Consider the following 22545-nt stretch of genomic DNA (forward strand, 5'->3'; position numbering starts at 1 on the left):
GACCGTAGCCGCCGGCAGCCAGCCCCGCCGGTCAGCGCCGCGGATCCAGCTCGTCCAACAGCGTCGGGTCGCGTCGGATCAGCTCGGCCAACCGGGCCGCCGGGTCCGGGGCCAACCCGTCCGGACCGGGTGCCCAGGCGGGCACCGTCCGGCCGGAGAGCGGCCAGGCTGGCGGGGGTTCCACCGGCGTCGGCGGGGGAACCGGTCCGACCGTGACGGCAGGCCCGTTCCAGGAGACCCGCATCGGGTACGTCCGCCCGGCGTGCTCCACCTGCACGGTCACCGCCAGCCCGGGGTACGCCCCGACGACCTGGCGGATCGCCTCGGCCACCTCCTCGACCGGCCCCCATCCGGCCACCTCGCTCGGGGCCTCGACCCCCGCGTGGCGGCCCGACCGGGCGTTGCGGGTGTCACTGCCGAGGCCGGGCGGGCTCGACGGTGCTGTGGTGTCGTCACGGTCGGCGGCCCGACGCCGCGACGCCTCCTCACGTCGGGCCAGCCGGGCCAGCGTCTCGTCCAGGTCGCCCCTCACCAGATCACCTCTTCCCGCCATGGCCGGAGCTGGTCGGCTCAGGCCCTCCTGTCCCGGGTGGCGCGGTCCAGCGCGCGGTCCAGGACGACCAGTAGCGCGTCCCGCACCGAGAGCCGGTCGCGGGCATCGAACTGCACCAGGGGTACATGATCACCGATGGCCAGTGCCCAGCGGATCTCGCCGAGTTCCAGGGCCAGTCGCCCGTCGAAGGCGTTGACCCCGACGACGAACGGCAGCCCGGCCCGCTCGAAGAAGTCGATGGCCGGGAAGCAGTCGTCCAGCCGCGCGCTGTCCACCACCACCAGCGCGCCGAGCGCTCCCCGGGCCAGGTCGTCCCACATGAAGCCGAACCGGGTCTGCCCCGGTGTGCCGAACAGGTAGAGCTTCAGGCTGCGGTCGATCGTCACGCAGCCGAAATCCATCGCCACAGTGGTGGTGGTCTTGGTGGACCGGGCACCCGGGTCGTCCACGCCGATCCCGGCGGTGGTCATCTCGGCCTCGGTGGTCAGGGGCGCGATCTCGGAGATCGCACCCACTGTGGTGGTCTTGCCCACCCCGAACCCACCGGCCACCAGGATCTTGACCGGGATCGGCGGTGCGGCCGGCTTACCGGTCGGAGGGATCGACCCCGCACCCGACGAGGGCCGGTACGGAGGCGGTGCGGTCGGCGGCGGGCCCGCCCGCCCGACTATCGGCCCGGTGCCCGGGGACATGCCGTAACGGGCGGCGGCGCTGTTCGCGGCGACCCCGCCGAGCGGGGCGACCGGCCATTCAGGAGATCGCACGGAGTCCATCAATCACTCGCAGGATGAGATCGGGGTCGACAGCGTCGTCGGTGTCGGTCACGTGCACGTCCAGGTGCCCGGCGGCGCGTAGGTCGCCGACCAGGACCCGCGTCACGCCGAAGTGCAGTCGGGCGCGGGCCGAGATCTCGGCCACCGAGATCGGCTCGGCGCAGAGCGCGATGATCGTCTGAAGTTCCGGTGCCAGCAGGGCGCCGGGTGGGCCGGCCCACCAGCCGCTGTCCACGCGGACGGTCACCTGGGTCTCCAGACCGATCGCCGGGTCGGCACCCGAAACCCGCCCGGAGGTGAGCACGAACGGACGGGGACCGGCCGGTTGGTCCCCGTCCGGATCCGGCTCGGGCAGCGCCGGTGTCGCCGCCGCGCCCACCCCGGTCGGGAGTGACGTGCGCAGGTACGGGCGGATCCGAACCCTCGGGTCCGGATCCGGATCCTCGCCGGCGACGTCGGGGGTCACTGCTGAACGGCGTTCTTCAACTCGACGATCAGTCGCGGGGTCAGGGCGCCACCGGCCCGCCCGGCGAAGAGCGTCATCTCGTACGCGACGGTGCCCAGGTTCGCCGAACGGTCGGCGACCACCCCGAGCACGGAACCGCTGCTGATCGCGCTGATCAGCAGGTAGCCGTCGGCCATGTCGACGATCACCCGGTTCAGGCCGCCGAGGGCGTACCAACTGGCGGCCCCACCGGCGAGGCTGGTCATTCCGGACACGACGGCGGCCAACCGCTCCGCGTTGGACCGATCCTTGATCGCCGACATGGCCATCAGCAGACCGTCCGAGGAGACCGCGATCGCCTCCAGGACCCCGGCGGTGCTGGAGGTGAAGGAGTCCAGCAGCCAGTTGAACGTACGGGCCTCCGGGCTGAGGTCCCCATTGGCGCTGGGCTGACTCTGGTCGACATTGTCGTGCAGGAAGGGGCTGGTCACCGTGATGATCCTTCTTCGTTCCGGTGGTCGGGGCTGACTTCGCGGAGAGCGCGGGCGACGCCCGCCTCGAACTCGCTGATGAGGTCGCGGACCTCGGCCGGGTCACCGAGGTGGGTGCTGGGCGGTTGGCAGACCGGGATGGCGGTGAGGTTCGCTCCCGGCACCCGTCGGCTCAACCGGGGCCGCTCCGGTGCGGCATCGGTCGAGCCACCACCACGCGGCACCGTGGGGCCGGCGCCTCCCGGGGTGCTGGGCAGGTCGACGGTCGTGCCCAAGTCCACCACGGCCGCCCCGGCGCTGGCCGTCGGGTCGCTGGCCGTCCGCGCCGACGCGCCGTCGAGGCCCGGCGCCACGTGCAGCTCGGCGCGGCGTACACCGGCTTGGAAGGCCTCCACCAGGGCGCGGGCAGCGGCGGGGTCTGCGCCGGTGGCGTCCACCGGCCGGGTCGTCGGGGCGGTGGCGTGCAGCGTGGCCCCGGGAACCCGCTGCCGTACCCGTGGCCCACCCGGATTGCCCACCGGTTCGGGGCTCTGGGGTTCGGGAACGGCCTGCTCCGGCTGGCCCCGACCGAACGCGTTCCAGGACGGGCCGGCGTCCAGGCTGAGGGTGGCCCGGCTCAGCAGGTCCGAGTCGAAGCGGGCCGGCACGGCGACGGCCACCGCGCTGGGCCGCGCTTCGTGCTCGGGGTTGGGTGTCGCCGTCGTACGCCGGTCCCGATCCGGCACCGCGGCGCGGGCCACTGTGGCCCCGGCGCGGTCGGCGCGGCGCAGCACCAGCGACGTCGACGGGATCTCCAGCTGTGCGGTCACCCCTCCGCCGCCGGTGGCGGCCAGGGCGACCTGCCAGCCGTGCCGACGGGCCAACCGGCCCACCACGAAGAGACCGAGCACCTCGGTCGGGGCGAGGTCGAGCCGTTCCCGGCGGGTGAGCCGGGCGTTCTCCTCAGCCAGGCGTTGCTCGCTCATGCCGATACCGTGGTCCACCACGGTGATCCGCGCGCCGAGGCCGGACGTCTCGGCGGCCACCAGCACCCGGGTGTGCGGCGGGGAGAAGACTGTGGCGTTCTCCATCAGCTCGGCCAGCGCCAGGACGAGGTCACCGACCACCGCCGGCGCGGCCGAGACGCCAGCCGGCACCTGCACCTCCACCCGGGTGTAGTCCTCGATCTCACCGAGTGCCAACCGGACCACGTCGGCCAGCGGCACCGGCGCGGTGTGCGCGTCGGCCCCGGCCGAGCCGGAGAGCACCACGAGGCTCCCGGCGTTGCGCCGCAACCGGCTGGAGATGTGGTCGAGTCGGTACAGGTGCTCCAGGCGGCCCGGGTCGGCCTCCTGCTGCTCCAGCCGGTCGATCAGCGCGATCTGCCGACCCACCAGGTTCTGGGTACGTCGTCCGACGTGGCCGAACATCTGCGCCACGTTGCGTCGGCCGGCGACCTGCCGCTCGACCAGTTGCGCCGCGGTGTTCTGCACCCGGTCGAAGGCCCGCGCCAGGTCGCCGATCTCGTCGTTGGCGCGGATGTCCACCGGCTCCAGCCGGACCGCTTGAGGTCTCTCCGCCTCGTCGTCGGTGACCCGGACCAGCTCCGCCTCGGCGACCCGGGCGACCCGGTCGGCCGAGCGGGTGAGTCGGGTCAGCGGTCGGGCCACCGTCCGCGCCACCGCCACGCTGAGCAGCACCACCAGCGTCAGGATCAACGCCGCCGCGGCGCCGACCAGGTACGCGGCGGTCAGCGCGCGCCGCTGCTCGGCCGTCACCTCGGCGAGCACGTCGGCGACAAGCTTCTTCTCGACGAACTGACCGAGCCGGATCATCGTGCGGACGGCCGGGAAGAGCGCCTCCAGCGGCACGTCGCGGACCGCGGCGGCCGGATCCCGGGCGCTCCTGACCAGGAAGTCCGGGCTGGTACGCGCGGCCACGGCGGCGTCGTTGAGCTGGGCCACAGTGAGCTGCTCGGGCGTGATCAGGCTGCGGAAGCGCGAGTTGTCGACCATGAGCGCGGCGATGCACGCCACGTACCCGGCGGTGGTGTCCGGGGTGCCGATCGCCTTGACCAGCAGGCTCAGGGTGGCGCAGGTGCCCAGGCCCTCGTCGGCGCGGAGCAGCCCGTCGAGGGCGAGCACCTGACGGCCCGGCAACGTGTCGGTGTCCACGCCGACCACCAGCCGCAGCGACTCGATGATCCCCTTGTTGACCGGGCCGAACGCGTCCATCACCTGACCCGGGTTGGCGGCCCGGGCCAGGACGGCAGTGCGCAGGTCGATGAGGCCGGACACGCCGTCGAGGGCGCTGTCGACCTGGTCGGTCAGCGCGTCGCTCCGCGCCGCCCGGAGGTCGGCCACCCGGTCGTCCACGTCGGCGGACTTACGGACCAGCTCACTGCGTTCGACCCGGCCGAGCAGGAAACCGACGGAGAGGATGCGTTCCTGCTGGAGGTCCTGGACCAGGCTGCCGACCCGGCTGGCGAGCCGGACCCGTTCGGCGGTGTCGCCGGCCCGCTGTGCCGCGGCGACCCGGTCGAGCATCACCGGCACGGCCAGGCCGACCATGCTGAGCAGCGGAATCACCACGAGCAGCGCGAGCTTGCCGCGGATCCGGAGCCTACCGAGCAGCATCGAACGCCCCCCACTGTGCGGTCTCCGGGTCACGGGCCGCGCCGACCGGTTGCAGCGCGCGCGGCTCGTCGGCCGGCGGTTGCCACAGGTCGCGCTGCGGCGGGGTGTCGGGACTTTCCGTGTGGGTCGCGGCCAGGGCGGCCCGCCGTTGTGCCCGGCGACCGGCGGCGACCAGCAACGCGGCGAGCCAGCCCAACAGCAGGACGGCGACGACACCCGCCCCGGCGGTCAGCCAGCGGTCCCGGTTGAGCCGGTCGATGCGCTCGGCCAGCACCGCGTCCAGTTCGGTGAGGATGACCGGCTGAAGTTGGCGGGCGGAGCGGTGCGAGTTGAGCGCTGCGGCACTCAACTGGCCCGGGTTGACCACGCCGGTGTCCTTGCCCGGCACGGAGTACGCGGCAAGCGCCTCCACCGAACGCTGGTAGGTGTCCAGCGGGGTCAGCACGTTGGCACCGAGGTCGGTGCTCTCCGAACCGTCCACGGCCGAGCGAAGGTTGTCGACGAGATCGGCGGCGGGGGCCAGGGCGGACACCCGCAGGCCGGTCAGCTCCAGCAGGCCGCGTGGCTGCTCGGCGGCCGGCCGGCGGGAGACCAGCGTGGCCAGGTCGGCCAGCCGGCCGGCGGCCACCACCGCCTCGGGCAGTTCCTCGCCGGCGCTGTCCTGGAGGAAGAAGGAGTCGGCCTCGGGGTCGCGGACCAGCCCGGAGCTCTCCCGCACTTTCCGGTGCAGGGCCAGCAGCAGGTCGGAGACCTCGCCGTAAGCGGTGTAGGCGGCCTCGGGGTCGGCGGCGCTCCGGCCGCGCAGCGCCTCCAGCTTGGCCCGTACGCCGGCCCAGCGTTCCTGGCTGAGCAGCTCCCCGCCGATGCGGGCGTCCACCTCGGCGGCCTTCTCGACCGCCCCGTTCAACGCCTCCCGGGCGACGGGGCGACCGTTGACCGCGTTGGACTGGGCCTCCACGAGGGCGTCGGTGACCGCCGCCAGCGCGGTGAGGTACTGCACGCCGAGCCGTTCCCGGGCGGCGAGGTCCCGATCGTCGGTGACCTGCCGCCAGTTCGACGTGACGAGCAGGCCCAACGGTGCCAGCAGTGCTCCGATGAGCAGCAGAGGCAGTAGCCGGCCCAGCGTGGACGGCCGTCGACGGGCCCGCGGCGCGGGGACTGTCATGTGTGTCTCCTCCGGCGTGGGGCGCTGATCGGCGCGGCGTCGGGCTGGCCGACAAGTCCCGTGCACCGGACCGGAAAACTAATCGAACCCCCGCCTGGGCAGACCCAACTCGGTTAGTCAGGTTCGCGTCACTTCGAGCCATGTCACCATTTGTCCGCGTTACCGGCACGCTCTGTGTCAGCTGTGGGTGTGACATGGAGGGATCGAGGTGGATATCCGCGGAAGATCGGAATTCACGGGATCCGAACTCAACTCACTGTGCCGCGTCGATCGGTGCGCGCTCGCACCCCACCGCGCACCGATCGGGGCAACCGGACGGACGTACGGCGGATCTCAGCCAACGCTCAGGCTGCGGGCCGTACCGTGTGCCGCATGACATCGCCGTCGCCGGCCGCGTGGTTCCGGCGTGCCCTCCCCACCCGCCGCCGGGCGATCGCCGCCGCGGTGGTCGTCGTGCTGTTGGCCGCCGCCGTGACCTGGGCGGTGTGGCCACAGGGACCGGGCGTACGCACCGAGAGCGCGATGCTCACCGTCCGCTCCGGACCGTCCGGTGACCAACCGGTGAACCTGGACACCACCCTCTACCTGCCGGACGACGCCTCGGCCGGTCGGAAGGTGCCGGCGGTGCTGCTGGCGCACGGGTTCGGCGGCACGAAGGAGTCGGTGCGCTCCGACGCGGAGGAGTTCGCCGGGCGCGGCTACGCGGTGCTCACCTGGACCGCGCGGGGTTTCGGCCGCAGCGGCGGTGAGATCCACCTGGACAACCCGGCCTACGAGGTACGCGACGCCGAGCGGCTGCTGGACTGGCTGGCAGCGCGGCCGGAGGTGCGCACCGACGCGGCCGGCGACCCGAAGGTCGGTGTGGTCGGCGGCTCGTACGGCGGTGGGTTGGCGTTGCTGTTGGCCGCCCAGGACCGTCGGGTCGACGCGATCGTGCCCATGATCACCTGGAACGACCTGTCCCGCGCGTTCCTGCCGGAGAGCACCGGCGCAGCGCCGACCGAGGGTGTGTTCAAGAAGGGCTGGGCCGGCCTCTTCTTCGGCGGGGGCGGCAACGTGGGCTCCGGCCCGGCCGGGCTCTCCGGCGCGACAGCCGCCCAGCCGCAGGGCGCACCGGCGTCGGCCGGCCCGCCCAGCCCCGGACCGGGCGCTGGCCCCGGCACCGGTCCCGGTGGTGCCCCGACCGGTGCCGCCGACCCGTCCTGCGGTCGGTTCGCCGCCGACGTCTGCGCCGCGTACCTCCGGATCGCCACCACCGGTCGCGCCGACCAGGCCGCCGTGGACCTGCTGCGCCGATCCAGCCCGGCCGGTGTGCTGGACCGGATCAAGGCCCCCACCCTGCTGGTGCAGGGCGAGGCGGACACTCTCTTCCCGCTCGGTGAGGCGGACGCCAACGCGCGTGGCATCGCCGCCACCGGCACCCCGGTACGGGTCGCCTGGTTCACCGGCGGGCACGACGGTGGCAGCGGGCCCCGCTCGGACGAGGACCGGGTGAAGTTCCTGACCATCCAGTGGCTCGACCACTACGTCAAGGGCGAGGGCGACGCGCCCGGCGACGACTTCACCTGGTCGCGGATCGCCGGCTTCGACGCGCTCGACCGGGGTCTCGTCGCCACCGGTTTCCGCCGCGCCGACTACCCCGGCCTCACCGGCAACGCCCGCCGGGAGGTGACCGTCGCCGGCCCGGCGCAGCCGATCGCGAACCCGCCGAACGGCAACCCGGCCGCCATCTCCTCGATCCCGTTCGCCGGCGGGCTCGCCTCGCTGCTGGACGGTGTGGCCGGTGACGTGCCCGGCCAGCACGCCCAGTTCGAGTCGACCCCGCTGACCGAGGCCGTGGACGTGGCCGGAGCGCCCACCGTCACAGTGCGGGCCGCGTCGCCGACCGGCGAGGCGGTGCTCTTCGTCAAGCTCTACGACGTCGACCCGGACGGGGCGGCCACCCTGCCGAACGGCCTGGTTGCCCCGATCCGGCTCACCGGCCTTCCGCCGCAGGTGCAGGACGCCCGCCCGGTCACCGTGACGCTGCCCGGGATCGTCCGCCGGGTGGAGGCCGGGCACCGGCTGCGGCTGGTGGTGGCCACCTCCGACCAGGCGTACACCACGCCGGCCGCGCCGACCGTCTACACGGTGGCAGCGGACGGCGCGGTCAGCCTGCCCACTGTCAGCGGTGAGCCGATCCCGACCGCGGCGACGATCTGGCGCTGGGTGCTCGCCGGCCTGCTCGCCGCCATCGTGATCGGGCTCGTCGTGGTCGTCGCCCTGGTCCGCGGCCGGCACCGCCGCCAGGACCGGTCGGTGCACCCGGAGTACGCGGACACCCCGCTGGCGGTGCGCGCGCTGCGCAAGGAGTACGCGGACGGCTTCGTCGCCGTGTCGAACGTGGACTTCGAGGTGCACCCCGGTCAGGTCGTGGGTCTGCTCGGGCCGAACGGTGCCGGCAAGACCACCACCCTGCGGGTGCTGATGGGGCTGACCCAGCCGACCGCCGGGGAGATCTACGTCTTCGGTCGCCGGCTGGTGCCCGGCTCGCCGGTGCTGTCCCGGATCGGGGCGCTGGTGGAGGGGCCGGGCTTCCTGCCGCACCTGTCGGGTCTGGACAACCTGAAGGCGTACTGGCGGGCCACCGGGCGGCCGTGGGAGGACGCACAGTTCGACGCGGCGCTGGAGATCGCCGGGTTGGGTGACTCGGTGCACCGGAGGATCAAGAACTACAGCCACGGGATGCGCCAGCGGCTCGCCATCGCCCAGGCCATGCTCGGTCTCCCCGAACTGCTGGTGTTGGACGAGCCGACCGACGGGCTGGACCCGCCGCAGATCGCCGAGATGCGCCGGGTGCTCCAGCGGTACGCCACGGACGGCCGGGCGGTGCTGGTCTCCAGTCACCTGCTGGCCGAGGTGGAGCAGACGTGCACGCACGCGGTGGTGGTGAACAAGGGCCGGATCGTGGCGTCCGGGCCGGTGGAGGAGATCGTGGGCGAGTCGCCGAGCGTGCTCTTCGACGTCACCGACCCGGCGGCTGCGCGGGCGGTGCTGGACCGGCTGCACGGGGTCCGCGTGTTGCCGGAGAGTGACGGCCAACTGGTGGTCGACACCAACGGCACGGCCCGCAGCGAGGTGGTGGCGGAGCTTGTGCGCGCCGGCATCGGGGTGGACCGGGTGGTGCCTCGGCGGCGCCTGGAGGACGCGTTCCTCGCCCTCGTGGGCGAGAACTCTCGGGGAAGCGGTGACCGGTGATGGTTGTTACTGACGCGGGTGAGGCCCGTGGCTACCGGCCGTCGGCCACCATGCCGTTCGTGGCGGAGTTCCGTCGGCAGGCGTCCCGGCGGCGGACCCAGTTGGCGCTCGGGTTCATGGTGTTGCTGCCGCTGATCATCCTGATCGCGTTCCAGTTCGACTCGGGCGGCGACGACGACAACGGTCGCAACGAGTTCGCCAGCCTGGTCGAGCTGGCCACCTCGGGCGGGCTCAACTTCACCCTCTTCTCGATCTTCGTGTCGGCGTCGTTCCTGCTGGTGGTGGTCGTCGCGCTGTTCTGCGGTGACACGGTGGCCAGTGAGGCGAGCTGGGGCAGCCTGCGGTATCTGCTGGCGATCCCGGTGCCCCGGGCGCGGTTGTTGACGGTGAAGCTGGTGGTCGCGCTCGCGTACTCGGCATTGGCCCTGATCCTGTTGGCCGGCACCGCATTGCTGGCCGGCACCCTGCGCTATGGCTGGTCGCCGCTGCGCAGCACTGTCGCCGCCGAGTTGGAACCCACCGAGGGGTTGCTCCGGTTGCTGGCCGTGCTGGGCTACCTGGCGGTCGTACTGCTGGTGGTGGCCGGCCTGGCGTTCCTGCTGTCGGTGATCACGGACGCCGCGCTGGGCGCTGTGGGTGGTGCGGTTCTGCTCTGGATCCTGTCCAGCATCCTGGACCAGATCACCGCCCTGGGAGCGCTGCGGGACTTCCTGCCCACCCACTTCAGCACCGCCTGGCTGGGTCTGCTGTCGACTCCGGTGCAGACCGACGATGTGGTGCGCGGCTGCATCTCGGCGATCAGCTACGCGACGCTGTTCTGGGGGTTGGCGTTCTGGCGCTTCACCCGCAAGGACATCACGTCGTAGCGGGTCGGCTCAAAGCCGGCTGTCGGGCGGGCTCACCGACGACGGCACCGCGCTCGGCGCCGGCGGCGGGGCCGGCCGGGTCGGCACTGGCGTGGACGGGTCAGCCTTCTTCCAGGCGCTGACGCCGATCCGGCCGGTGTTGCCGAGGTCGATCGGCCCGTCCGGGTCGACCTCGTCGGCCGGCTGCCCGGCGGCGGGTGCCACCGTCAGGAACTCGCCGTTGGTGGCCACCACTGTCGAGTCGGTGACCAGGTTGCGCCAGAGCACCACTGCGGTGGCTCGCTCCCCGGCGGCGAGGATGACCTGCTGTGGTGGCTGGTCGAAGCCTGAGGTGATCTCCTTGGCCCCGTTGACCACCCGAAGCATGATCGGCTCGCGCGCTTCGTCGAACACGTGCAGCACCGGGTACCCGTTGAGCTGGTAGGGGTGCTCGCCGCAGTTGACCAGCTCCAGGCCGAGGGCGCGCAGACCCATAGCGGCGTCCCCGCCGGTCGACCGGATCCGAACGCCGCTCGTCGGGCACTCGGCCGGCGTCTCGGTGCTGGCGGTCGGGCCTGCTTGCGCCCTCGACCCGGGGGGTGGCTGGCTCGGATCTCCGGACTGGCCGCGATGGTCGAGAGTGCAGCCGCCGAGCACGAGAGTCATCGCGACCGTCGCGGTGACGCGTCGCAGTGCTGCGGTGTCGCGGGAGATCATCCGTTGATCCTCGCCCACTTGCGCAGCACGCCGACGCCCGGCCCCGGCCTCGCCGGCTCTTCCTGCGCTGCCACGCGAGCTGGTGGGGGACGTCTCCTGGTGCGCCTTTGGAGCTGAATCGTTTGCGACATCACCGGGGGAGGGCGCGGGCGTCCTCGTTCACACCGTTTTCACGAGGGATTATCCCACCAGCAAGGAACTTATGACTTTCGATGCCTGCATGCCTCAGGATCAACGAGGCCCATTCATACTCCTCGATGGAGGTGCCATGAACGTCTCTCGGCTCGGCGGGCCGACCCTGTCCCTGTTCCGCATCGTGATCGGCCTGCTGTTCACGTTGCACGGCCTGTCCTCGGTATTCGGGTTGTTCGGCGGCAACCCGACGACTGGCAAGGCGGTACCCCTCGGCACCTGGCCGGGCTGGTGGGCCGCCCTGATCCAACTGGTCTGCGGCGTACTGGTGCTGGTCGGGCTCTTCGCCCGACCCGCCGCGCTGCTCGCCTCCGGCTCGATGGCGTACGCCTACTTCGTGGTGCACCAGCCGAATGCTCTGCTGCCGCTGCACAACGGAGGCGAGCGGGCGGCGCTCTTCTGCTGGGCGTTCCTGCTGGTCGCGGCTCTCGGCCCGGGTGCCTGGGCACTCGACACGCTGCGCGCCCGGCGTCGCACCGACACTCCCTCGGCATCGGCATCGGCATCGGCTTCGGCGGCCGAGCCCGACGCGGTGTCCGTCTGACCACACCCGAACCACGCGCCGCCGAAGCCTCGACGAGGCGGCTTCGGCGGCGCGCCCGGTCAGGGCCGGCCGATGCGCCCGGTCGCGGCGTTACCTCTTCGCTGATGTCGTAGACGATTCAGCTCCAAAGCGAGCGTCGGTGGCAGGTCCCAGCCGAGGATGACGTGCCGCCGGCAGACCGGCTGGTACGGCCACGCGGGCTGCGGCCGTGGAGCGGGGGTCAGGCCGGCGGGCGCTGGGTGAGGACCGCGTCCAGCAGGCCGGGGTAGAGCTTGTCCAGCTCGTCCCGGCGGAGCCGGACCAGTCGGCTGGTGCCGGCGGCCCGGGTCCGGGTCAGCCCTGCCTCGCGCAGCACCTTGAGGTGGTGGCTACGGGTTGCCTTGGAGACGCCGAAGTCGAAACTGCCGCAGGCGGACTCGCCGCCCTCGGCGAGCGCCCGGACGATCTGTAGCCGCACGTCGTCGGCGAGTGCGGCCAGCACGCTGGTGACCGGTACGGCGGTCAGGTCGGGCTCGTGCGGCTCCATGTGACCAGTGTAACCCTTGTTCGACAACTATCGAACGACGCCCTATGGTCGGTGTCGTTGGTTCGACGATACTCGAACATTGGAGTTGCCGATGCGATCCCGCGCCACCGCGTACCCACTGGTCGCCGTGCTCGGCTGGGGCGTGATGTTCCCGATCCTGGCCAGCGCGCTCGACCGGGTCGACCCGCTCAACCTGACCACCGCGCGCTACCTGCTGGCCGCCGTCGTCCTGGTCGCCATCCTGCTGCTCCGCGAGGGTGCCGGAGCGCTCCGGCACGGTGGCCGGGCGCTGGAGGTGGTGGTGCTCGGAGTGGTCGGCTTCGCCGGCTTCAACCTGCTCACCAACCTGGCGCTCGAACACGCCGCCCCGCAGCAGATCTCCCTCTTCGTGGCCACCACTCCGGTGATCACCCAGCTGGTCCGCTGGGCCCGCGACGGCGTACGCCCGAAGCCGCTGCTGCTGGCACTCTCCCTGGTGGCGCTCCTCGGCGTCGGTCTGGTGATCACGCGGGGCAGTCTGGCCGGGCTCGGCCAGTTCGGCCTCGGCGGGCTCATGATGATCGGCGCGGTGCTGGGCTGGGGCATCTACACCCACGGCGCCAGCCGGTTCGGCGAGTGGTCGCCGCTGCGCTTCACCACACTGACCGCGCTCGCCGGCACGGCCGCGATGCTCGTCCTGAGCATCGGCGCCGACGCCGTCGGCTGGCAGCACGCGCCGGCCGCCGCCGACCTCGTGGCGGTCGCCCCGCAACTGGCGTACGCAGTGCTGGTGGGTGCCGTGATCGCGGTCCTGGCCTGGAACACCGGCGTGCAGCGACTCGGTGCCGCCAATGCCGCGCTGTTCATGAACCTGGTCCCGGTGACCACCTTCGCGGTGCAGATCGCCCGCGGCTACCGCCCGGAGCCCGTCGAACTGGTCGGGGCCGCCATCACGATCGCCGCCCTGATCGCCGCGAACCTCGCCGCCCGGCCCCGGCCCGCCGCACTGCCCCGGCCGATCGCGGTGACGGATCCGATCGCGGTGACCGACCCGGTGGCGGTGAGCGCCCGCTGACCCAGTAGCTGGGATCTGCGGTAGCAACGACCGACAGCGTTGTCCTAGACTCGACGGCACAACTGAATACCTCATCCAGAGGGGCTGAGGGATACGGCCCGACGACGCCCCGGCAACCACCCTGCGCGCTCACCGCTGAGCGATCCGCGGGGCAGGTGCCAATTCCGTCCCCGCCGCACCGTGCGATGCGGGGAAAGATGAGAGGACTCTCGACATGACGTCGACGCTCGTCGCCTCCGGCATCGACACCTCTGCCAGCCCCGCCCGCGCCCTGGTCTGCCGTGCCTGTTCGGCCCGCTACCCGCTCGCCGCCCAGCACGCCTGTTACGAGTGTTTCGGCCCGCTGGAAGTCGACTACGACACCGCAGCACTGGCCACCGTCACCCGCGAGCAGATCGAGGCCGGCCCGAACAACATCTGGCGGTACGCCGCCCTGCTCCCCGCCGGCCAGGACCCGGCCAGCCGGGTCACCCTCGACCCGGGGCTGACCCCACTGGTGGCGGCCCCGCACCTCGCCGCCGAGCTGGGCATCACCGCACCGCTCTGGGTCAAGGACGACAGTGCCAACCCCACCCACTCGTTCAAGGACCGGGTCGTCTCGGTGGCGCTCACCGCCGCCAAGGCGCTCGGGTTCAGCCGGTTCGCCTGCGCGTCGACCGGCAACCTGGCCAACTCGGTGGCCGCCCACGCCGCCCGCGCCGGGGTGCCCTCGGTGGTCTTCATCCCCAGCGACCTGGAGCAGGGCAAGGTCATCACCACCGCCGTCTACGGCGGCGAACTGGTCGCCATCGACGGCTCGTACGACGATGTCAACCGGCTCTGCGGCGAGCTGGTGGAGACCGACGAATTCGAGGACACCGCGTTCGTCAACGTGAACGTCCGGCCGTACTACGCGGAGGGCTCCAAGACCCTCGGCTACGAGGTGGCCGAGCAGCTCGGCTGGCGGATTCCGGCGCAGGTGGTCATCCCGATGGCCAGCGGCGAGCTGCTCACCAAGATTGACAAGGCGTTCTCCGAGCTGGTGGAGATCGGCCTGGTCGAGGCGCCCGCCGACGGCTGGAAGGTCTTCGGCGCGCAGTCCGCCGGCTGCAACCCGATCGCCGTCGCCCTGCACGGCGAGACCGACACGATCATCCCGGTCAAGCCCACCGGCATCGCCAAGTCGCTCAACATCGGCGACCCGGCGGCCGGCCTCTACGCCCTTGAGGCAGTCCGCCGCACCGGCGGCTGGATGGAGTACGCCGACGACGACGAGATCCGCGCGGGCATTCGCGATCTGGCCCGTACCACCGGGGTCTTCGCCGAAACCGCGGGTGGGGTCACCGTGGCCGTGCTGCGCAAGCTGGTCGAGTCCGGTCGGCTCGACCCGACGGCCGAGACCGTCGTGTTCAACACCGGCGAGGGCCTGAAGACCATCGACGCGGTGGCCGGCCAGGTCGGGCCGACCCACCACATCAAGCCCTCGCTGCGCGCCGCCCGTGACGCCGGCCTCCTCGGCTGACAGGCTCGTTCGGACCGGGGCCGAGTCGATCAGTCGGTAACTGGGTTTTCGCTGTGAGTGTGGAAAACCCGCCGCTACGGACTTGACGACAGGAACCGGACGGCGCAAGATGCTCCGTGCGGGAGGGCATTTCGCCGAAGACTTTTGAAGTTCTTGCGACCCAACGCCGGAGGCGTTGTGCGAGTGTCCCTCCCGACCACGTTCGATCGGGCCAGCGAATAATTCGCTGGCCCGATCGCTTTTGTACGGTGCACGCTCACCGGCATGAGCATCACCATCGCGTCGTTCGACGGCGCCGACCGGACTTCCGTCGACGAGGCGTACCGGATCGGGGTGGCGGTCAACGAGGCCGATCTGCCGGACCTACCGCCCTTCTGCCGGCGCCGCTTCGACGCGCTGTTCCACACGCCGTTGCCCGGCACCCGGACGCTCTGGGCGCTGGCCCGACTGGACGGTGTCCCGGCCGGCTTCCTGCAACTGGACCTGCCGCAGCTCGACAACACCGACAACGCCACCGTCGAGCTGAAGGTGCGTCCGGAGCTGCGGCGCCGGGGCGTCGGTCGGGCACTGCACGAGTACGGCGTACGGCTGCTGCGCGAGCACGGCCGCAAGCGGGTCGTCGGGCTGACCGTCTCCGCGTTGCCCGACGGGCCGGCCCGGAGCGTGGCGGGCGCTGCGTTCGCCGCGTCGACCGGAGCCCAGGCAGCGTTGGTCGAGGTGCGTCGCCGGCTGGAGATCGCCGAGATCGACCGGGTCGCGCTCCGCGCGGCACTCGTCGAGGCCCAGCCCCGGGCCGAGGGGTACCGATCGGTGTGCTGGCAGGGCGCCACCCCGGAGGAGTATCTGACGGACATCGCCTACCTGGACGGCCGGCTGATGATGGACGCGCCCCTCGGTGACATGCAGTGGGAGCCGGAGCAGGTGGACGCCGAGCGCATCCGCGGCACCGATCGGGCCCTGGAGGCCAAGGGCCGCCGGCGGTACCACCTCGGGATGCGACACGAGGCGTCCGGCCGGCTGGTCGCCTGGACGCTGCTGGAGGTTGGCGCCTCCGCCGACTGGCACGCGTTCCAGCAGATCACCATCGTCGACCCCGCACACCGTGGGCACCGGCTCGGCCTCATCGCCAAGGCGGAGAACCTGCACCACCTGCTCACCCACGAGCCGGCGGTGCGGAGCATCGACACCATCAACGCCGCCAGCAACAGCTACATGGTGGCGATCAACGAACAGCTCGGCTTCCGCCCGGTGGACTCCTGGACCGACTGGCAGCTCACCCTCTGAGCCCTGGCCGGAGGCCTGCGGTTACCCGCTGCCGCCGCGAGCAACCCCGTGCCGTCGGCCATTGGCGCTTCTGCTCGGGAACTCGACTGCGGCATGAGCCGCTGTCGGGCATTCGCGCTACTGCTCGCGGACCGGACTCAGGCATGATGGCGGGCATGACGGAGACCCCGCATCCCCTGTACGACAGGCACGCCGAAACCCTCAACCGTGCGCTGACCGCGATCACGGAGCGGGGCTACTGGTCCGCCTATCCCGAATCCCCCAGCCCCCGGGTGTACGGCGAGACCGCCGCCGCCGACGGTAAGGCCGCCTTCGAGGCGTACCTCGGCGGTGACTTCCCGCTCGACCAGCCCGGCTCCGGCGTTCGGGTCGCCACCGAGACGAGCCCGTTCGGCGTGGAGTTGGCGGTGCGTTACCCGCACGCCGGCCCCGGTGAGCTGGTGAGCGCCGCCTCCGCCGCGCTGCCGGCATGGCGCGACGCCGGCCCGCAGGCCCGGGTGGGCGTCTGCCTGGAGATCCTCGACCGGCTGCACAAGCACATCTTCGAGCTGGCCAACGCGGTGCAGTTCACCAGCGGGCAGGCGTTCGTGATGGCCTTCCAGGCCGGTGGCGCGCACGCGCTGGACCGGGCGCTGGAAGCGCTGGCGTACGCGTACGCCGAGATGACCCGGCACCCGGGCACGGCGGGCTGGGAGAAGGCCGCCGGCAAGGGTGACCCGCTGCGGATGACCAAGACGTTCCACGTGGTGCCGCGTGGGGTGGCGCTGGTGATCGGCTGCAACACCTTCCCGACCTGGAACTCGTACCCCGGGCTGTTCGCCTCGCTGGTCACCGGCAACCCGGTGATCGTCAAGCCGCACCCGCGCGCGGTGCTGCCGCTGGCCATCACAGTGAAGTACGCCCGGGAGGTGCTCGCCGAGGCCGGGTTCGACCCGAACCTGATCATGCTGGCGGCCGAGGCGCCCGGTGAGAAGCTCGCCAGCGACCTGGCCCTGCACCAGGCCGTCCGGATCGTCGACTTCACCGGCTCCACCGAGTACGGCGACTGGCTGGAGACACACGCCCGGCAGGCGTCGGTCTACACCGAGAAGGCCGGCCTCAACACCGTCGTCATCGACTCCACCGACGACTTCGCCGGCATGTGCCGCAACCTCGGGTTCACGCTGACCCTCTACAGCGGGCAGATGTGCACCACCTCACAGAACATCCTCATCCCGGCCGGGGGCATCGAGACCGACCAGGGGCACAAGAGCTTCGACGAGGTGGCCGGCGGGATCGCCGCCGCAGTCGGCAAGCTCACCGCCGACCCGGCCCGAGGTGTGGAGCTGACCGGCGCCATCGTCAACGACGGGGTGCTGGAGCGGCTCGCCGAGGTGACCAAGGTCGGCGAGCCGGTGCTGGAGTCGCGGGCCGTGGCCCACCCGTCGTACGCCGACGCGGTGGTGCGTACCCCGACGATCGTGAAGCTGACCGCTGACGACACGGAGACGTACGGCCGGGAATGGTTCGGGCCGATCTCGTTCGCCATCGCTACCGACTCCACCACGCACAGCCTGGAGCTGCTGCGCCGGACGGTCGGTGAGAAGGGCGCGCTCACCGCCGGGGTCTACTCGACTGACGAGGCCGTGCTGGACGCCACCGAGGTGGTGGCGGTCGAGGTCGGGGTGCACCTGTCCTGCAACCTCACCGGTGGTGTCTTCGTCAACCAGTCGGCGGCGTTCTCCGACTTCCACGGCAGTGGGGCCAACGCGGCGGCCAACTCGGCGCTGACCGACGGGGCGTACGTGGCGAACCGGTTCCGGATCGTGCAGTCTCGGCGTCATGTTTGATCGTTAGTTGCGGTTGGGGGTTTCCGGGGCAGCCCGACCCGCTCCGGGCGGTCAGGCTTGATCCCTGCGCGGGTCGGGCTGCCCCGGAAACCCTTTGTGGGCACGGTGGTGGCGTCGCTGCCGGCTTTTGAGGGCAGCTCAGTGGTTCTGCCTTGGGATGGTTCTTGCTTTTAGGCGGGGCGGCGCATCTGTAGCTCGTTCAGGGCCGGGATGTTCGGGTGGGGGACCCGTACCCCGGTGTCCTTGAAGCCCAGGCGCTGGTAGGCGCGGTAGGCGCGGTCGTTGCCGACCACCACCTCCAGCAGCAGCTCCGGTCGGCCGCAGGCTCGCGACCAGGCGGCCACCCCGTCGATCAGCTCGCCGAGCAGGCCACTGCCGCGCCAGGCCGGCGTGACGTACACGGCGTAGATCACGGTCAGCCCCGGTTCGTTCGGATGGGTCGTACCACCGGCGTGCCCGACCAGCCGGCCGCCCGGGTCGGCGACGAACTGCGCGTTACCGGCACCGGCCGAGGTGTACGCGACCCGGGCGGCGAACTCGTTGTGCGGTCGGGCCGCCGCGTCCGCCAGGGTCTCCAGGAAGGCCAACGGCGCGTCGGCCAGCATCTCCAGGCGCAGCGCCCGCATCCGGGCGGCGTCCTCCGGCCGGACCCGGCGGATCTCCGCGAGCCGCAGGGCCGGCGAGCCCATGTCGGTGGTCATGTCAGCATGCCTACCACAGGGCAGGGACGGCGTTTCGAGAGCTGGGCCCGATCCCGGTCACCTCCGGAGCGCCCTGCGGCCCTTCCTCCATTTCGCAATGACGCGGGCGAATCCGGTGGCGGAGGAACCCGGCCGATCAGCCCGGTCGGGACGCCCCGAAGTGTGTCTGATTTGTGGCAGTGCGCGGCCGTCACGCCTCGTGTAGCGTGCGATTTCGGTCACCTGCTTCAATGGCGGTCATCGATCGCTGAGTCGGTGATCCGGGGCGCCCGGCCGTGCCGTGCGCCGAGTCAGGCAACGCCGCGCAGAGTGAGGGAAGTGCACCGTGGCACAGGGCTCCGTGAAGTGGTTCAACGCCGAAAAGGGCTACGGCTTCATCGCCGTCGACGGCGGTCAGGACGTGTTCGTCCATTTCTCGGCGATCGAGATGGACGGTTACAAGGCGTTGGACGACGGTCAGCGGGTCGAGTTCGAGATCACCCAGGGCCAGAAGGGCCCACAGGCAGAGCACGTACGCGTCATCGGCTGAGCTTCCTGGCCGATCGGCCCCGTGAGTCGGGGCTGCGGCAGTGGCGCGCAGCCGGGAAGATCGTGAACCGTTCCAGCCGATGTGAGGAGCGTTCATGACCGACCAGCCGCCCCCGCCCACTTCGTCCCCCGGGTCGGGGGAGCCGGACCCGTCCGATCCGTCCTCGCCCGCCGGCAGCCCCGGCCACGCCGGTCCGCCCCCTGGCTGGGGGCCGGGCATGCCCCCGGCCGGCCCGCCCTCCGGCCCCGCCGGTCCGCCGCCCGGCTGGGATCCCGCGCAGGGTGCCTGGGGTGCGGCCCCGCCGCCGCAGGGCTGGGCGTTCCCGCCCACCGGGGGTTACCCGCCCGGTTCGGGTCCCTACGGCGGGCAGCCGTGGTACCCGGGGCCGCCGGTCGGCTGGTACCCGCCGGGATACGGGTTCGACCCGAACGACGCCCTGGTCACGCCGCCCGGTGCCGGCATCGGCGGCTGGTTCAACCGGTGCGGGGGAGCACTGCGTCGGGGCTGGCGGCAGTTGGTGCCGATCATGCTGCTCACCCAGGTACTGCCGGCGGCGGTGCTCTCGGTGGTCTCCCTCGGGCTGGACCCGTCGGCGAAGTGGGCCGCCCAGGCCGAATCGACGTCGACCCCCGCGTTGCCGGACAATTTCGCCGCCGAGTTGCTGAGCCTCCTGGTCCTGCTGGTCGGCGGCAGCCTGGTGGTCGGGTTGGTGCAGGCCGTCGGGTGGGCCGCCGGCACCTGGGTGATCACCCAACAGGCGGCCGGTCAGCCGGCCAGCCTGGAGTCCGCGCTGCGCTACGGCCTGCGTCGGGCCCTCGGGCTGTGGGGCTGGACCCTGTTGGTCAGTCTGCTCATCGGCGTCGGTGTCTGTTTCTGCGTGCTGCCGGGCATCTACCTGGCCTTCGCGCTGAGCATGGCCGGCCCGGTCTATCTCTTCGAACGGCACAACCCGATCGGTCGATCGTTCCGGATGTTCCACGACCGGCTCGGCCTGCTGCTCGGACGGGTGGCCCTGGTGGCCGTGGCGGTGATCGTCGGCACCCTGATCCCCGGTGGCCTGGAAGGGATCGGCACCTCCGCGCTCGGAACGGACCCGTTCTCCTCGGCGGGTACCGCCGCCGGGACGGTGGTGGTGATCGGGATCACCGCCGTGCTGGCCCTGCCGGCCCACCTCGCTCAGATGATCGGTCTGCTGGTGACGTACGCCGAGCAGCGCGCCCATGAGGCGCCGGTGAACACCGCTGGACTGGCCGCGGAACTCGGCTGAGCGACCCCATCGTGCTTGCACTCGGCAGGGGAGAGTGCTAAACAAGTCATTGGCACTCGCATACCGTGAGTGCCAGCGGTCGGGACGGTGGGGCCAGGTTGCACCGGCGTGGAGACGCCGGGGCGGCACATGGCCGGTCGTCGCGGGCTATCCGGCCCGACCGAAGGACGTCGTCGTCGCCAGGTGGCGACGTCCCAAGGTGCGCACACCAAACGGTCTATCCGGGGCACACATCTCGGGTGGCCCGTGAGTGTCCAGGAGGACAACACCGTATGGCCAAGATGATCGCGTTCGACGAAGAGGCGCGCCGCGGCCTCGAGCGGGGCATGAACCAGCTCGCCGACGCCGTAAAGGTGACCCTCGGCCCCAAGGGCCGCAACGTCGTGCTCGAGAAGAAGTGGGGTGCCCCCACCATCACCAACGATGGTGTGAGCATCGCCAAGGAGATCGAGCTCGAGGACCCGTACGAGAAGATCGGCGCTGAGCTGGTCAAGGAGGTCGCCAAGAAGACCGACGACGTCGCCGGTGACGGCACGACGACGGCGACCGTCCTGGCCCAGGCCCTGGTTCGCGAGGGCCTGCGCAACGTGGCCGCTGGCGCCAACCCGATGGCCCTGAAGCGGGGCATCGAGGCCGCGGTCGCGAGCGTCTCGGAGGAGCTGTCCAAGCTCGCCAAGGACGTCGAGACCAAGGAGCAGATCGCCTCCACCGCCTCCATCTCCGCTGGCGACAGCACCGTCGGCGAGATCATCGCCGAGGCGATGGACAAGGTCGGCAAGGAAGGCGTCATCACCGTCGAGGAGAGCAACACCTTCGGGCTGGAGCTGGAGCTCACCGAGGGTATGCGCTTCGACAAGGGCTACATCTCGGCCTACTTCATGACCGACCCGGAGCGTATGGAGGCCGTCTTCGACGACCCGTACATCCTGATCGCCAACAGCAAGATCTCGTCGGTGAAGGACCTGCTCCCGATCCTGGAGAAGGTCATGCAGTCGGGCAAGCCGCTGCTGATCATCGCCGAGGACCTGGAGGGCGAGGCCCTCGCCACCCTGGTGGTCAACAAGGTCCGTGGCACCTTCAAGTCGGTCGCCGTCAAGGCGCCGGGCTTCGGTGACCGCCGCAAGGCCATGCTGACCGACATCGCCATCCTCGCCGGTGGCCAGGTCATCAGCGAGGAGGTCGGCCTCAAGCTCGACGCCGCCAGCCTCGACATGCTGGGCCGCGCCCGCAAGGTCGTGGTGACCAAGGACGAGACCACCATCGTCGACGGTGCCGGTGACGCCGAGCAGATCCAGGGCCGGGTCAACCAGATCCGGGCCGAGATCGACAAGAGCGACTCCGACTACGACCGGGAGAAGCTGCAGGAGCGGCTGGCCAAGCTGGCCGGCGGCGTTGCGGTGATCAAGGTCGGCGCGGCCACCGAGGTCGAGCTCAAGGAGCGCAAGCACCGCATCGAGGACGCCGTTCGCAACGCGAAGGCCGCCGTCGAGGAGGGCATCGTCCCGGGTGGTGGCGTCGCGCTGGTGCAGGCCGGCAAGACCGCCTTCGACAAGCTCGACCTGGTCGGCGACGAGGCGACCGGTGCGAACATCGTCAAGGTCGCGCTGGACGCCCCGCTGCGGCAGATCGCCGTCAACGCCGGCCTTGAGGGCGGCGTCGTGGTGGAGAAGGTCCGTAACCTCGAAGCGGGTCACGGTCTGAACGCCGCCAACGGCGAGTACGTCGACCTGCTGGCCGCGGGCATCATCGACCCGGCCAAGGTGACGCGCTCGGCGCTGCAGAACGCCGCTTCCATCGCGGCGCTCTTCCTCACCACCGAGGCCGTTGTCGCGGACAAGCCGGAGAAGAACCCGGCTGCCCCGGCTGGCCCGGGTGGCGGGGACATGGACTTCTGAGTCCAGTTCCGACACCGAACGGGGCGGGCCGCTGACGCGGTCCGCCCCGTTCGTCGTCAGGTCGGTAGTGGGCGCTGGTTGCGCCGTTTCTGTGTCCGGTTGTACGGCGGAGGCAGTTTGATCGGCGCGTCCACCATCTCCTGCGGTTCCTCGGTCACCGAAGGCTCGCCGTCGGTGGTCATCTCGGCCAGTTGCTCGGCGTCGCCGTAGTCGAGCCGGTCGAACGGCAGTTGGCCGGGGAGTTCACCTACCGGTTTCCAGGTGATCGGCCGGCCGTCCTCGGTCTGGTTGTCATCCGTGGTCATGGCTGCCTCCTCTACCGAAACGGTAGGGGGCGTCGATGGCCGATGCGGGCGAATGGATCAAAGTCCTGTTTGCCCCG

20 protein-coding genes and 1 riboswitch are annotated in these 22545 nt (G+C 71.4%); of the genes, 10 read left to right on the top strand and 10 right to left on the bottom strand.

Going from position 1 to position 22545, the window contains the following annotated elements:
- Positions 1–31: 31 nt before the first annotated feature.
- Genes FB453_RS12290 through FB453_RS12315 form a run of 6 tightly spaced genes read right to left on the bottom strand, consistent with a single transcriptional unit; the run spans position 32 to position 6042 of the window.
- Entirely contained in the window at positions 32–532 is a 501-nt protein-coding gene (locus FB453_RS12290) for a hypothetical protein (protein WP_145789975.1), read from the bottom strand.
- Between the two features lie 38 nt (positions 533–570).
- Positions 571–1326, bottom strand: a complete 756-nt coding sequence (locus FB453_RS12295; RefSeq protein ID WP_186718233.1) for a GTP-binding protein — start codon at positions 1324–1326, stop codon at positions 571–573.
- Positions 1304–1792, bottom strand: a complete 489-nt coding sequence (locus tag FB453_RS12300; protein ID WP_145789977.1) for a DUF742 domain-containing protein — start codon at positions 1790–1792, stop codon at positions 1304–1306. The genes FB453_RS12295 and FB453_RS12300 overlap by 23 nt, the downstream gene beginning before the upstream one ends.
- Positions 1789–2262 carry a roadblock/LC7 domain-containing protein gene (locus FB453_RS12305; RefSeq protein WP_091402960.1) on the bottom strand — a complete coding sequence of 158 codons (474 nt, stop codon included), beginning with the start codon at positions 2260–2262 and terminating at the stop codon, positions 1789–1791. Before FB453_RS12305 ends, FB453_RS12300 begins: the two co-directional genes overlap by 4 nt.
- Complete coding sequence (locus tag FB453_RS12310; protein ID WP_145789980.1) at positions 2259–4877, bottom strand: sensor histidine kinase; 2619 nt, start codon at positions 4875–4877, stop codon at positions 2259–2261. The genes FB453_RS12305 and FB453_RS12310 overlap by 4 nt, the downstream gene beginning before the upstream one ends.
- Positions 4864–6042, bottom strand: coding sequence for a hypothetical protein (locus FB453_RS12315; protein ID WP_145789982.1), 1179 nt, complete (start codon positions 6040–6042; stop codon positions 4864–4866). The genes FB453_RS12310 and FB453_RS12315 overlap by 14 nt, the downstream gene beginning before the upstream one ends.
- Before the next feature lie 372 nt (positions 6043–6414).
- Here FB453_RS12315 and FB453_RS12320 point away from each other — a divergent pair, with 372 nt between their 5' ends.
- Together FB453_RS12320 and FB453_RS12325 are read left to right on the top strand one after the other, a co-directional pair.
- Positions 6415–9279, top strand: a complete 2865-nt coding sequence (locus tag FB453_RS12320) for an alpha/beta fold hydrolase (RefSeq protein ID WP_145789984.1) — start codon at positions 6415–6417, stop codon at positions 9277–9279.
- Complete coding sequence (locus FB453_RS12325) at positions 9279–10145, top strand: ABC transporter permease subunit (RefSeq protein WP_145789986.1); 867 nt, start codon at positions 9279–9281, stop codon at positions 10143–10145. The genes FB453_RS12320 and FB453_RS12325 overlap by 1 nt, the downstream gene beginning before the upstream one ends.
- A gap of 9 nt (positions 10146–10154) precedes the next feature.
- Here the strand turns inward: FB453_RS12325 and FB453_RS12330 are convergent, their stop codons facing one another.
- Positions 10155–10841 (bottom strand): DUF4232 domain-containing protein, encoded by a 687-nt coding sequence (locus tag FB453_RS12330; RefSeq protein WP_486480248.1) that lies wholly within the window; start codon positions 10839–10841, stop codon positions 10155–10157.
- 268 nt (positions 10842–11109) lie between these two features.
- Between FB453_RS12330 and FB453_RS12335 the strand changes: the two genes are divergently transcribed.
- Positions 11110–11577 (top strand): DoxX family protein, encoded by a 468-nt coding sequence (locus FB453_RS12335; protein WP_145789990.1) that lies wholly within the window; start codon positions 11110–11112, stop codon positions 11575–11577.
- Positions 11578–11797: 220 nt separating this feature from the next.
- Here FB453_RS12335 and FB453_RS12340 read toward each other — a convergent pair whose 3' ends face one another.
- A complete protein-coding gene (locus FB453_RS12340) occupies positions 11798–12103 on the bottom strand; it encodes an ArsR/SmtB family transcription factor (RefSeq protein WP_112601087.1) in 306 nt (101 codons plus the stop codon).
- Positions 12104–12194: 91 nt separating this feature from the next.
- Here FB453_RS12340 and FB453_RS12345 point away from each other — a divergent pair, with 91 nt between their 5' ends.
- The 4 genes from FB453_RS12345 (at position 12195) to paaN (ending at position 17771) form a co-directional block, all read left to right on the top strand.
- Entirely contained in the window at positions 12195–13157 is a 963-nt protein-coding gene (locus FB453_RS12345) for a DMT family transporter (RefSeq protein ID WP_145789992.1), read from the top strand.
- Positions 13158–13225: 68 nt separating this feature from the next.
- A riboswitch (SAM riboswitch) is annotated at positions 13226–13361 on the top strand.
- 10 nt (positions 13362–13371) lie between these two features.
- The gene (thrC, locus tag FB453_RS12350) at positions 13372–14658 is read left to right on the top strand and encodes a threonine synthase (protein ID WP_112670216.1); all 1287 of its coding nucleotides are present in this window, start codon (positions 13372–13374) and stop codon (positions 14656–14658) included.
- Positions 14659–14922: 264 nt separating this feature from the next.
- Positions 14923–15942, top strand: coding sequence for a GNAT family N-acetyltransferase (locus FB453_RS12355; RefSeq protein WP_145789994.1), 1020 nt, complete (start codon positions 14923–14925; stop codon positions 15940–15942).
- 155 nt (positions 15943–16097) lie between these two features.
- Positions 16098–17771: a phenylacetic acid degradation protein PaaN gene (gene paaN / locus FB453_RS12360; protein WP_186718235.1), complete on the top strand. Its 1674-nt coding sequence runs from the start codon at positions 16098–16100 to the stop codon at positions 17769–17771.
- Positions 17772–17941: 170 nt separating this feature from the next.
- On the opposite strand, the gene FB453_RS12365 is transcribed toward paaN, so the two are convergent.
- Positions 17942–18472, bottom strand: a complete 531-nt coding sequence (locus FB453_RS12365) for a GNAT family N-acetyltransferase (protein ID WP_145790000.1) — start codon at positions 18470–18472, stop codon at positions 17942–17944.
- 325 nt (positions 18473–18797) lie between these two features.
- Between FB453_RS12365 and FB453_RS12370 the strand changes: the two genes are divergently transcribed.
- The 3 genes from FB453_RS12370 (at position 18798) to groL (ending at position 22163) form a co-directional block, all read left to right on the top strand.
- Entirely contained in the window at positions 18798–19001 is a 204-nt protein-coding gene (locus tag FB453_RS12370; protein WP_091402914.1) for a cold-shock protein, read from the top strand.
- 94 nt (positions 19002–19095) lie between these two features.
- Complete coding sequence (locus tag FB453_RS12375) at positions 19096–20268, top strand: hypothetical protein (RefSeq protein ID WP_145790002.1); 1173 nt, start codon at positions 19096–19098, stop codon at positions 20266–20268.
- 272 nt (positions 20269–20540) lie between these two features.
- The gene (groL, locus tag FB453_RS12380) at positions 20541–22163 is read left to right on the top strand and encodes a chaperonin GroEL (protein WP_088950420.1); all 1623 of its coding nucleotides are present in this window, start codon (positions 20541–20543) and stop codon (positions 22161–22163) included.
- Positions 22164–22219: 56 nt separating this feature from the next.
- Here groL and FB453_RS12385 read toward each other — a convergent pair whose 3' ends face one another.
- A complete protein-coding gene (locus tag FB453_RS12385; protein ID WP_486480249.1) occupies positions 22220–22468 on the bottom strand; it encodes a hypothetical protein in 249 nt (82 codons plus the stop codon).
- Positions 22469–22545: the final 77 nt, after the last annotated feature.

Source organism: Micromonospora sp. CNZ322, assembly GCF_007827755.1.